This window comes from Lacinutrix sp. YIN62, assembly GCF_057219185.1.
The window spans coordinates 280196-293623 of sequence record NZ_JBXVVH010000001.1 but is presented as its reverse complement, the minus strand read 5'-3'; the positions used below and the strand labels follow the sequence as shown (position 1 = coordinate 293623).

Here is a 13428-nt window from a genome sequence, read left to right as displayed (position 1 = left end):
TTTTTTAGTTTTGTATGTTGTTTCATTTTAAAGGGGTTTGTATATCTTTTAATCGAATGGTTACTGCATTTTTATGTGCTCGCAAACCTTCGGCTTCAGCCATTAGCTCTATTGTAGGCCCAAGGTTTAACAAGCCTTCTTTTGTAATTTTTTGAAATGTAATACTCTTCATAAAACTGTCTAAGTTAACTCCCGAATAAGCCTTAGAAGCTCCATTTGTTGGTAGTGTATGATTTGTTCCCGAAGCATAATCTCCTGCACTTTCAGGAGTATAATTACCAATAAAAACGGAACCTGCATTTAGAATATTATCAATATATAAATCTTCTTTTTCTGAACAAATTATTAAATGCTCTGGAGCATATTCATTAATTAACTTTATCGCAATATCGTCATTTTCAACACAAATGATTTTAGCGTTTTTAATCGATTGATTTACAATAGATTTACGTGGCAAAATGGGGATTTGTTTTTCTATCTCAGTAATGACTGCTTCTAATATTTTTTTAGATGTTGAAATTAAAACGACCTGACTATCTGTACCATGCTCTGCTTGACTTAGTAAATCTGAAGCGATATAAGCAGCATTGGCTGTATGATCTGCAACAACAAGTAATTCACTAGGCCCAGCGGGCATATCTATAGCAACTCCAAATTTGGTAGCTAGCTGTTTTGCAGCCGTTACGAATTGGTTTCCTGGTCCAAAAATTTTATAAACTGCGGGAATGGTTTGTGTTCCAAAAGTTAATCCTGCAATAGCTTGAATCCCACCTACTTTTACTATTCTTGTAACACCGCACAATTGTGCTGCATATAAGATCTCATTAGCAATCTTTCCTTTTTTACAATATGGGGGAGAACATAAAATTAGCTCTTTACATCCAGCTATTTTTGCAGGTATAGCTAGCATTAAAACGGTTGAAAATAAAGGAGCTGTGCCTCCGGGAATATATAAGCCTATTTTTTCTATAGGCTTTTTTTCTTGCCAGCAGATAACCCCTTTTTCCGTTTCTAAATAAACTTTTTCTGTTTTTTGTGCATTATGAAAAGCTTCTATATTTGCTTTTGCTTTTTTAATGGCCTCCTTTAGCTTTAAAGGTATTGAGGCGACTGCTTTATCAATCTCTGCACTAGAAACGATATTAGATTTTAAAACTACATCATCAAACAATCGCGTATATCTCGCAATAGCTTCGTCTCCATCTATTTTTACATCATCAAAAATCTGATTTACTTTAATTTCAATATCCTCCAAGGCAAAAACAGGACGTTTTAAAAGGCTTTTCCATTCACTTTGTTTGGGATTAAAAACTATTTTCATATCATTTTATTGATTTAACACTTATTCGTTTTTAAAGTGTTTTATTATTAATTACATCTTTTTCTTGGCAAATAAAAGCACCGAATTAGACCACCATTTTTTCAATGGGACAAATTAAAATGCCTTGTGCTCCTTTTTGTTTAAGTTTGTCTATAACTTCCCAAAAGACATTTTTATGTATTACAGAATGAACAGAACTCCATCCTTTTTTAGCCAAGGGCAACACAGTAGGACTCTTCATTCCTGGTAATATTTTCACAATCTCTTCAAGCTTATCATTTGGAACATTCATTAGTACATATTTTGAGTGACGTCCTTTTAAAACGGACTGTATTCTAAATCTTAATTTCTCCATAAGAATTTTATTTTTTTCTGAAATTCTTGGAGAAACAGCTAATACTGCTTCAGAGTGCAACAAAACCTCCACTTCTTTCAATCCATTTTTAAATAGTGTACTTCCACTAGATACAATATCACAAATACCATCTGCTAAGCCTATATTTGGTGCTATTTCAACAGAACCATTAATGATATGCAAATTAGCTTTAATGTTATTTTTTGTTAAAAATTCATTAACTGTATTAGGATAAGACGTTGCAATACGCTTTCCTTTCAAATCTTTTAACGTATTTGCTGATGAATTCTTAGGTACCGCTATAGATACTTTACATTTTGAAAATCCTAAACGCTCGGCTATTACTAAATCACGTCCTTTTTCTATAAGTATGTTTTCTCCTATTATGGCGATGTCTATAACTCCGTCGCGTAAATATTGTGGAATATCTCCATTTCTAAGGTAAAATACTTCTAGCGGGAAGTTTTGCGACAATGCTTTTAGTTGGTCTTTTCCATTGTCTATAGAAATCCCTGAGTCGGTTAGAATTTTCATTGAATCTATATTTAACCGCCCTGATTTTTGAACTGCAATTCTTAATTTGTTCATTATTCTAATTTTTATAGGTATGAACCAATCCATTTCGAGTAGAAACAAAAAACCCGTATGATTAGCTCAAACGGGTTTTTTAATATTTTGGTTTTACTCAATACATTTTCAGCTCGCCTGATTGCTAGGATGAAAATGATGATGATGTAATTGAGTAAAATTCATTTTTGCTTTTTTATTCTTGGCAAATATTTAAAAATTATATTAAAGTTCCAAACTTTTAAGTTTAAAAATATTTTTACGCTTATAAAAACGCAATATTAAAACATAAAAAAATGCGCCATTTTTAAATGACGCATTTTACATAAAAATTGAACTCTTATATTACTGATTGCCCAATATTATTGGCATTCCACTGTCTCCAGAGCCAATAACGATAACTTTACTGTTTGGTGATTCAGATAATTTAATGGTTGCTTCGATTCCTTTATCTTGAAGAATTTTATCTGTTAAAGATGCGCTTAAAATTTTATTTGCATCGGCTTTACCTTGCGCTTCTATACGTTGTTTTTGAGCTTCTTTATCTGCAGTTACGAGTCTAAATTCGTACTCTAAAGATTCTTGTTCCTGTTTTAATTTACGTTCTATAGCTTCTTTAATTGTTGGTGGTAATTTCACATCTTCAACTAGTACTTTTTTAACACTCAGGTATTGATCTTTTAAAAGTGTTGTTACTTCTTCTAGAATTTCTTGTTCTATAACATCCCGCTTACTAGAATACAATTGCTCTGGAGTATAACGTCCAACAACACTTCGTGCAGCTGCATTAATGGCCGGATCTAATAATTCGACTTCATAATTTTGTCCTTTTGTTTTTATTAATTTTCCAAGGTTTGAAAATTCAGGTTCATACCAAATGGTTCCATTAACTTTAACTTCTAATCCATTAACAGATAACACATTCATTTCATCGGAAATTGACTGTTGTCTCACTTTACGAATAATCATTGTGTTCCATGGCGCAACAATATGAAACCCTTCTCCATAGGTCTTTTCTGTATTAATTCCATCTCCGAAACGCTCGAATATAACACCTCCTTCACCCGGTCCAATAGTTACGGCAGATTTTGATACTAATATTAACAATGCGATCCCCGCAATTATTACAGGTAAAGCTATTTTTGGTAATTTTTCCATTATTATAAATTTATATTAATCCGTTGTATTTTCGTATAAACCACTCTGTTGCTAAGGCTAAAACTATTAAAAGCAACAGGTATTTCCAATCTATTAAAGGGACACTATTTTTATTGCTTTTTTGTACAGGTAAATACCGTTTATCATTTAATAACTTAGTAAATAATTCCTGATAATCTGCAATAAAATAACTAGCGCCTTTACTATTAGTCGCTAACTGTTGTAACTTTGTTACGTTTGCATTTAAAAATTGTTGTTCCACACTATAATTCAACACTTTAAATTGCCCTGCTTTTGAAATAGACTCTCGGGATGCTGATACAGTAAAAGTATATTCAGATGCAGGCAAACTACTTAAATCTACTTGATAGTTATTGCTTTTTAAAATAAACGGAAAGGTGTTTGTTTTTTTTGTTTTTGCGTCTGTTATATTAATATTCAAGTGTTCTGTGGCATCAAACTCATAGTTTTTATTAAAAAACTGCGCTTTAACAACAACATTTGTATTCCCTTGATAGAAGGACTCATAGTCTAGGTTTAATCTATTCTTTCGTTTATTTGATGCTAAATATTGTACCAGCTTTCCAATAAAATTATCAAAACCATTAAATGTCTCTGTATTTAAAAAACTTTGCGCTCTCCATTTCCATATGTTTTCGCCAAAAAGAATGGCTTCTCGCCTTCCATTAGCTTCAAAAGTTGCTAATAATGGGGATTCTGTATCTATATTACCTAGTTTTTTATATAAGAGTGTTTCAATCGGGACTCTAAAATCTGTTTCTCCAAATGAAGATACTAACGGTGGAAAGGATTCAAAACTTAAACCTTCTATTATAAATGACTTATAATTAAGATTTAAGTACCCTTGGTATGCTTCCTTTTGAGAGGTAATACTTTTATTATAATTTGACGTTTGCGAATTTAAGAACCTCCAATCTGTTTTTGATCCAGAAATAATAAATTTATTTTTATTTTCTGTTTTTAAAACCTCAAACACTTTTTTAAAGCTATTATTCGGTTGATACAATATAACTAGTTGAAAATCATCTTTTTCTACCTCAAATTCTTTAGGTGTAAGCAATGTAACTTCACGCTGTTCGTTATGCGTGATACTTTTTTTAATAGCGCCTAAATCAGGATGCAAAAAAGAACTAACAATAGCGACTTTCATCTTCTGATCGATTACCTCTACTGCAAAGTTTTTAGTGTTATTTATTTTATTTTTTTCAGACTCAATTGAAACTACTGTTGCTTTATATGTGTTTACTCCAACATGATTTGCTGGTAAAGTGAAGTTAATGATTTTGGAGTTATTATTTTTTGTAAAAGTAACCGGTTTTGAATATAAAGTAGACTTCCCAGAAGTAACAATAAATCGTGTATTTATTGTTTTATTTCCATTCGATACCAATATAGCTTCAATTGGAAATTTATTTTTTAAATAAGCATATTTATTAACATTAAGTTGCTGAAGCTTTATATCTGTGTACTGTATGGTATCCCCTAGGATTACAGGATATATTTCTTGCTTATATTTTTTAGCAGAAAACTCATAATCATTACCATAGGTTTGGTTTCCATCTGTAATGAGTATTGTTGGAGCTATTGTATTTTTATATACTTGAGATAATGCGCTAAATGCTTTATCCATATTCGTTTGCTTTTCATTAAACGTTAAAGCTTCTGTGGCTTTTAACGTTTCCCCAAAAGAAAACATATTAACATTAAATTTAGCATTTAATGCACTGTTGTTTTTAATTACTTCCAGCAACTCCATTACCTTATCGTCTTGCTTTAAATATTTGGTAGAGCTCGAATTATCTACTGCAAGAACTAAATTTGGTTTTTCTGTATATACTTTTATTTGCTCTAATTTAGGATTTACAAGTAGTAATAGTATCCCAAAAACAGAGCTGAATCTTAAAAAAATCAAAAAGAGATTTTTTTTCAAACCTCCTTTTGATTTGTTTTTATATTGAAAAAGCGCTAATAAAAGCGCTATAATTCCAGCCAGTATAATATATAGTAATATTTGTGTCGTCAACTATTTATTGTTTCATTTTTTAATTGAATAAAAACTATTTCTAAATCTAAAATTTTCCTTTTTCAATCGCCTTGTTTATATCTTTCATATCCTTTACCTTAAGCATCCATGAAGTTCCTTGGTAATTTTGAAAGATTATATTTCCCTTTATATCAAAAATATTAACAACTTTAAAGTGTCTGCTTAGGTTAGTCGTAAGATAATAGATATTTTCGTTGTTCTTCTTTTTTTCTAGAATTAAATCCGACAATTCTTTTTCCGTCATTAAAACAACTAATTTATAATTGTATTCTTTTTTATATTTATCTAAAAATGCATCCAATTTTTTTTGCTCTCCTTTACTAACAACTCCATTTCCATAAGCGCTCCCTGCTATATTTAAATACGTAAGATATAGCTTATTTGTTTTAAGGTTTTTAATTTCATTTTTATCTACATAATCTCCCCAAGAAATATACGACTGGTTATACTCTATTTTATTATTCACGAATTTTATATAATTTGCAAATTGAGAAGCTCCTACAGTCATCTTCATAGGTTTATTATTTAACGAAATAAGATCTTTATCACTATGACTAATAAATGACCTGGTTCCGATGCTTATAAATACATCAGCAACAATATCTGTAATTAAATACGTTTTCTTTTTCTTTTTCTTAAACTCTTTAACAACACCAAACTCTAAACGAGTATTCTCTATTCCCTTATCATAAATTCCAATAGTAACCAATTCACTAGATGTAAAATAAGCTATTGAATTACCTATTTTAACTTTCTCTAGAATTTCATCTGCATTAATAACCTCGAACTCTGTAACCGTCCAAACTTCATCTATAAAACGTTCAAACTCTGTTCTAGAAAATGTTGATTCATAAATGTTTTTGTTATACACAAAAAAAGTTTTTGTTTTTTTAAACCTATCGAAGTCATCTTTTTTTAATACTTTAGGTTTGTTTGTATAAATCGATTTACTAGGCTTTATCTTTCCCACATAAACTTGTGCAATAGTTGAATTAATTAATAAAACCGATAATAATAAAAATAGTAGGGATTTTTTCATTTTTTTTTAAATTAAATAGCCCATAACATGGTATGGGCTTAGAGTTTTTTATTTTTTAAGCTGCTGAACGACACGCAACAATAACTAGCATTAAAACAAATAGTAAAATTGTTTTTTTCATAATTTAAGTGATTTTTTATGTTTAAAAGATTTAATATTAAGTTAGCATTCCGCCATCAACATTCAATGTTTGTCCAGTAACATAGGCAGACATATCGCTAGCTAAGAATACACAGACATTAGCAATATCTTCAGGCGTACCACCTCTTTTTAATGGAATGGCTGCTCGCCATCCTTTTACAATGTCTTCGTCTAATTTAGCTGTCATTTCTGTTTCAATAAAACCTGGCGCAACGACGTTACTTCTAATATTTCTTGACCCTAACTCTAAAGCAATCGATTTTGAGAACCCAATGATTCCTGCTTTAGAGGCTGCGTAATTAGCTTGCCCTGCATTACCTTTAACGCCAACTACAGAACTCATATTTATGATAGATCCTTTACGTTGCTTAAGCATCGTACGTTGAACTGCTTTAGTCATATTAAATACAGACTTTAAGTTTACTTCTATTACCTTATCAAAATCGCCCTCTCCCATTCTCATTAAAAGGTTATCTTTTGTTATTCCTGCATTGTTAATTAATACATCTATAGCTCCAAATTCTTTTAGAACGTCTTCAGCCAATGTTTGCGCTTGAGAAAAATCGGCTGCATTACTTTGGTAACCTTTTGCTTTTACCCCTAAAGCATTTAACTCTTCTTCTAATGCTTTTGCGGCCTCTACAGACGAACTGTAGGTGAAAGCTACATTAGCACCTTGTTGTGCAAATGTTTGTGCTATACCTTTTCCTATTCCTCTACTCGCCCCTGTTATAATGGCTGTTTTACCTTCTAATATTTTCATTTGACTTTACTATTTTTTTATTCCAACAGTTATTATTAATTTATAATTGTTGACTATTAAAATGAATTTATCTTTACAATTTCAAATATAACAATTACTCTGTGTTAAGAATAAAAAAAACCTCACAATTTACAATTAATTGTGAGGTTTTTACTAAGAGATTATCCTTGTCTTTACAAGATTTCTTATAAAAAACTTATAGTTTTACTTCTTCAGGCTTTTCATAGTTAAATAAGTAATCGACATCCATTTCTTGTACTTTTCCTAATTTTTGTAAGGCATCGAAATTAATATCCTTCTTATTTCCTATTACCATTACATTGTAGTTTTCTCCTTTTATATTTTTGTTAAAAAACTCACGAAGATCCTCCATTGTCATCGTTTTTATGGCATTATACATCGCTTCACGATTATCGTTATCGATACCTAACTTTTTAAGCCTTTCATAATTCCAAAAAACATTTGATTTTGTAATCCGTTGTGCAGCTAGTTTTTTTAATGTTGCTTCTTTTGCGGCATTAAACTGTTCTTCAGCTTCAGGCATATCACTCATTAAAGCCATCATTGCATCTACGGCTTCTGGCATTTTATTTGCCTGTGTTCCAATGTATGCCATGACATAATTAGCGTCCTCTTTTTTACGAGCTGTTGCATAATTTGACCATGCAGAATACGCTAAAGATTTCGATTCTCGAATTTCCTGAAAAACAATTGAAGATAATCCGCCTCCAAAATAAGTATTAAATAATGTAGAAGCAGCCATATTTTCTGCTTTAAAAGGTTCTCCTTTTGCTAAAAACATCATTTCAGATTGCACCATATCATAATCTACAAAATAAACATTTCCTCCTGTTTCTTTTTCAAGATAAGCCATCGCTTCTGGATATTCATTTAAAGTACTTGGTACTTTATGAAGCGTATTAATTGCAGCTACAGCAGCATCAACATCTTTACCGTAATAAAAAATACGTTGCTTATAATTTTTTATTCCTTTTGTTAAGTCCACTAATTCTTGTGGATTTATCGCTTGTAATTCACTAACAGGAATAATGTTACGTAATCTTGAATTTTCACCATACTTTGCAAAATTCAATAACCCTGAGCGCAAAATACTTCCTTTACTTGTTTTATTATTTTGCCTTCCTTTTGCTATAGATTGCACATATTTATCGTAAGCCTCTTGATTTGGCACTGCATTTTCCCATAGATGTTCCAATAACTCTAATCCTTTAGATAAATTCTCTTTAAGACCACTTAAACCTACAAATGTTTGCTCTCCACCAGTGTTAACAGAATAATCTATCCCTAATTTATAGAATTCCTTTTTTAACGCTTCTGCTGAATATTTATCTGTACCCAAATATGCTAAATAACCAACTGCTAAGCCTAACTTTTTATCGTTATCGCTTCCCATATCAAAAATAATATTCAAGTTGAACAAATCATTGGTTTCATTTTCGATATAAGAAACTTTTAAACCATTATCCGTTTTTGTTTCTTTTATAGCTGTTGTATAATCAACATATACAGGTTCTAATGCTTTAGACTTTTTATTATTGAATTCTTTTATGTATTCTGAAGCTTTATCTCTGTTTAATTTTACAGGTGTAATTCCTGGGTTAGAAACTTTCACAATGTTTTTATCTTCACCTTTACGTTTATAGGTTACCACATAATTATCTTTATAAAATGTATTCGCAAACGCTACTAATTCTTCCTTAGATATGGCTTTTAAAGCATCTAGAAACGCTACTTCTTTTTTCCAATCCTCATGGTGAATATAAGCATTATAATAAGCTGAAGCTAACGCTGTACTATTTTCATACTGTTGTAATTGTGATTTTTTTAAATCATTAACTACAGCCTCAATCATCCAGTCATCAAAAGCACCTTCTTTAAGTAATGCTATTTGATCTAATAACAATTGTTTTACTTCATCCAAACTCTGCCCTTCTTTTGGAGCACCGTTAAAACTATGGTAACCATAATCGTTTAAGAATGTTGGGGAACACCCTGCGCGTTGTACTGCTTGTTTTTGATTTAAATTCAAATCAATTAATCCAGCATTTCCATTTGCTAATATCATATCACAAAGCGTCACGAATTTCTCGTCTTCTGTATTTACACCTCCAGAGCGAAATGCTAGAGTAACTCCTTCTGCAGTAGGCCCATATACTTCTTTTGCAATTACAGTGTTAATAGGTGCTTCCTTTGGCAACACTGGATGCATTACTTCCTTACGTTTAAGCTTACCAAAAGTACTTTCAACTTCCTTTATTGTTTTTTCAAAATCCAAATCTCCTACCAATACCATAGCCATATTATTAGGCACATAATATTTATCGAAGTAATTGTTAATATCTATTAGAGAAGGGTTTTTTAAATGCTCTGCAGTACCTATTGTTTTTTGTTGACCATAAGGATGGTTAGGGAATAATCCTTCTAACATTGCAGCGTAACTTTTTCTTCTATCATTATCTTGACCTCTGTTAAACTCCTCAAATACGGCCTCTAACTCCGTGTGAAATAAACGCAACACCAATTGGCTAAAACGTTCTTCTTCTAATGCCAACCATTTACTAAGTTCATTTGCAGGAATCTTATTTTTATAAACAGTTTCTTCAAACCAAGTATGAGCATTGGTTCCTGTAGCACCTAATGAACTCGTCATTTTATCATATTCATTAGCGACAGAATAATTCGAAGCTTCTAAAGAAACTTCATCAATTTTTTTATATAATGCTAATTTTTTATCTGGATCACTTTCAGCTCGATGCTGTTCATACAAATCGGCAATTTGATCTAAATATACTTTTTCTTTTTCCCAATCTATAGTCCCTATTTCATCTGTTCCTTTAAATACCATATGTTCCAAATAGTGTGCTAATCCTGTAGATTCTTTTGGATCATAATTAGAACCCGCTCTTACAGCTATATAGGTTTGTATTTTAGGTTCATCTGTGTTTTTACTTAAATAAACTTTTAGACCATTGTCTAAAGTGTACAATCGCAATCCTGTGGGGTCATTTGTAACAACCTCATAATTAAAACCGTTAGCATCTGTTTTGCTTTCGGTTTCATAGGTCATTACTACATTACTAGTGTTATTGCTCTTCTTGCAACTGTAGATGAAAGCTACAAGCATAAGTGCAAAAACTAATTTTAGGTGTTTCATTTTTTGTTAGTTTTAATTAAAAATAAAAGTTCGTTAGCTAATGTAAAGCCAACGAACTTATAACGTTTGTTTATTACAAATATTTTAACAGTTTTTAACAAAAAAAGCTGCGTTCTATTTTTGTTTAATTGCAGTCTATTATCCTAGAACTTCAGCCACTTTTTTCCCTATTTCTGCAGGTGAATCTACGACGTGAATACCACATTCTTTCATAATCGCTTTTTTAGCTTGAGCAGTATCATCACTACCGCCTACAATTGCTCCAGCATGTCCCATTGTACGTCCTGCTGGCGCTGTTTCTCCTGCAATAAAACCAATGATTGGTTTTTTACTACCGCTTGCTTGGTACCACTTAGCGGCGTCTGCTTCTAATTGGCCTCCAATTTCTCCAATCATAACAACACATTCTGTTTCTGGGTCGTTAATTAACAACTCTACAGCTTCTTTTGTTGTTGTTCCTATTATTGGATCCCCTCCAATACCGATAGCAGTTGTTATACCTAATCCTTGTTTTACAACCTGGTCTGCAGCTTCATAAGTTAATGTTCCTGATTTAGAAACGATTCCTACTTTACCTTTCTTAAATACAAAACCTGGCATAATACCAACTTTGGCTTCTCCTGGAGTTATTACCCCTGGACAGTTAGGTCCTACCAAGCGGCATGCCTTTCCTTTAATATAATCTGAAGCTTTAATCATGTCTGCAACAGGAATCCCTTCAGTAATTGTAATTATTACTTTTATCCCTGCATCAGCAGCTTCCATAATAGCATCGGCAGCAAAAGCTGGTGGTACAAATATAATTGTGGTGTCTGCACCTACTTTTGCTACAGCATCTGCAACAGTATTAAAAACAGGCTTATCTAAATGCGTTTGCCCCCCTTTTCCAGGTGTTACTCCACCAACAACATTTGTTCCGTATTCAATCATTTGACCTGCGTGAAAAGTACCTTCACTACCTGTAAATCCTTGAACTATTATTTTTGAATCTTTGTTTACTAAAACGCTCATTTTATATTTATGTTAGGTAATTTTCTATTTATATTTTGAAACCTATTAAGAGGTTTCTGTTTAACAGCAAAAGTAATATTTTGATTACTATTTACTAAGCTATTTTTTAAATTTTTCTTTCCCAAAAAGAAACTGTATTTTTTAATAAAGCCTTGCTTATTAATATTACATATAACAAGATTAAAGCTAAACTTTTTATTTTTAAGGACCTAGGTTTTTATTAGTTGCAGATCCGTATTAATTATTACTTTTTAATTTACTTATGATGTTTGGGATTTGCTTAAGGTAAGCTAGTTCTTTTAATTTCACTCTAGCTTCTTCAATAGGTGTTCCAAAATAACTTTTGCCGCCTTCTACGGATTTTGTAACCCCTGTTTGCCCAAGAATAATAGCTTTTTTGCCTATTCGTATACCACTATTTGTTCCTACTTGTCCCCAAATAGTAACTTCGTCTTCTATAATACAACAGCCTGCTATTCCTACTTGAGATGCTATCAAACATTTTTTTCCAATAACAGTATCATGTCCTATTTGTATTTGATTATCCAATTTAGACCCCGCTCCTATAGTCGTATCACCAGTAACCCCTTTATCTATAGTGCAAAGCGCTCCTATATCTACATTATCTTCTATAACAACGCGGCCACCAGAAATAAGTTGATCAAGACCTTCTGGTCTATTTTTATAATAAAAAGCACTAGCTCCCAAGACACATCCTGAGTGTATAGTTACATTATCCCCAATAAGGGTGTCATCATAAATACTAACATTAGAATGAATAATACAATTATCGCCAATGCTTACATTATTCCCTATAAAACTATTCGGTTGAATAATTGTGTGCTTCCCAATTTTAGCAGAAGGCGAGATACTTTCATTGCTCTTTTGAAAGGGTTTAAAATGTAAAGTCAGTTTATTAAAATCCCTAAACGGATCGTCACTTATAAGAAGCGCCTTACCTTTAGGGCATTCTACATTTTTATTAATCAAAATGATTGTTGCTGCAGATTCTAAAGCCTTATTATAATACTTAGGGTGATCTACGAAAACAATGTCTCCAGATTCCACAACGTGTATCTCATTCATTCCTAAAACAGGAAAATCATCGGCTCCTATAAAGTCACAGTCTATAATTTGAGCAATCGCTTTTAAAGTATATTGTTTTGAAAATTTCATTTAATCAGTAAGTATAAAAAGGATTTCCTGTTTACGAATATAAAAAGACACGCTGCTGTTGCCTTATTCTTTTACACGTTCTTTATAAGTTCCTTTTTCGGTCTCAACCTTAATCTTATCGCCTTCGTTAATAAATAAAGGCACATTTACTGTTGCTCCTGTTTCAACTGTTGCTGGTTTGGTAGCATTTGTAGCCGTATTCCCTTTAACTCCAGGTTCTGTAGCCGTAACTTCTAATATTACACTCGCTGGCATATCTACCGAAAGTGGCATATTATCTTCAGAATTTATTAAAATGGTAACGACCTGACCTTCTTTCATTAATCCTGGAGAATCTAATACTGTTTTTTGCAGTTCGATCTGAGAATAATCTTCTGTATTCATAAAATGAAAGGTTTCACCTTCATTATATAAGTATTGAAATTTATGTGTTTCTACACGTACATCATCTAATTTATGTCCTGCAGAAAACGTATTATCTATGACTTTACCTGTCGTTACACTTTTTAGTTTGGTTCTTACAAATGCGGGGCCTTTTCCTGGTTTAACATGTAAAAATTCTATTATCTTAAAAATATCATGATTATACTTAATACATAATCCATTTCTAATATCTGATGTACTTGCCATTGTGTATGGTTTTTATTTGTTAGCTAA

The 13428-nt window shown here is 31.8% G+C and carries 10 protein-coding genes; all 10 read right to left on the bottom strand.

Annotated features, from left to right (window positions below):
• Positions 1 to 22: 22 nt before the first annotated feature.
• Positions 23 to 1321, bottom strand: coding sequence for a histidinol dehydrogenase (gene hisD, locus AC2D8I_RS01235; protein ID WP_484704165.1), 1299 nt, complete (start codon positions 1319 to 1321; stop codon positions 23 to 25).
• An 85-nt stretch (positions 1322 to 1406) separates the two neighbouring features.
• On the bottom strand, positions 1407 to 2264 hold the full coding sequence (gene hisG / locus AC2D8I_RS01230; RefSeq protein ID WP_484704164.1) for an ATP phosphoribosyltransferase: 858 nt from the start codon (positions 2262 to 2264) through the stop codon (positions 1407 to 1409).
• Between the two features lie 324 nt (positions 2265 to 2588).
• Positions 2589 to 3401: a prohibitin family protein gene (locus tag AC2D8I_RS01225; protein WP_484704163.1), complete on the bottom strand. Its 813-nt coding sequence runs from the start codon at positions 3399 to 3401 to the stop codon at positions 2589 to 2591.
• A 10-nt stretch (positions 3402 to 3411) separates the two neighbouring features.
• Entirely contained in the window at positions 3412 to 5445 is a 2034-nt protein-coding gene (locus AC2D8I_RS01220; protein WP_484704162.1) for a vWA domain-containing protein, read from the bottom strand.
• 46 nt (positions 5446 to 5491) lie between these two features.
• Positions 5492 to 6505 carry a hypothetical protein gene (locus AC2D8I_RS01215; RefSeq protein ID WP_484704161.1) on the bottom strand — a complete coding sequence of 338 codons (1014 nt, stop codon included), beginning with the start codon at positions 6503 to 6505 and terminating at the stop codon, positions 5492 to 5494.
• A gap of 157 nt (positions 6506 to 6662) precedes the next feature.
• The gene (fabG, locus tag AC2D8I_RS01210; protein ID WP_484704160.1) at positions 6663 to 7409 is read right to left on the bottom strand and encodes a 3-oxoacyl-[acyl-carrier-protein] reductase; all 747 of its coding nucleotides are present in this window, start codon (positions 7407 to 7409) and stop codon (positions 6663 to 6665) included.
• Positions 7410 to 7605: 196 nt separating this feature from the next.
• Positions 7606 to 10584 carry a M16 family metallopeptidase gene (locus AC2D8I_RS01205; RefSeq protein ID WP_484704159.1) on the bottom strand — a complete coding sequence of 993 codons (2979 nt, stop codon included), beginning with the start codon at positions 10582 to 10584 and terminating at the stop codon, positions 7606 to 7608.
• A gap of 138 nt (positions 10585 to 10722) precedes the next feature.
• Positions 10723 to 11595, bottom strand: a complete 873-nt coding sequence (gene sucD / locus AC2D8I_RS01200; protein WP_484704158.1) for a succinate--CoA ligase subunit alpha — start codon at positions 11593 to 11595, stop codon at positions 10723 to 10725.
• Between the two features lie 237 nt (positions 11596 to 11832).
• Positions 11833 to 12771, bottom strand: coding sequence for a UDP-3-O-(3-hydroxymyristoyl)glucosamine N-acyltransferase (locus AC2D8I_RS01195; RefSeq protein ID WP_484704157.1), 939 nt, complete (start codon positions 12769 to 12771; stop codon positions 11833 to 11835).
• A 63-nt stretch (positions 12772 to 12834) separates the two neighbouring features.
• Positions 12835 to 13401: an elongation factor P gene (gene efp / locus AC2D8I_RS01190; protein ID WP_484704156.1), complete on the bottom strand. Its 567-nt coding sequence runs from the start codon at positions 13399 to 13401 to the stop codon at positions 12835 to 12837.
• Between the last annotated feature and the right edge of the window lie 27 nt (positions 13402 to 13428).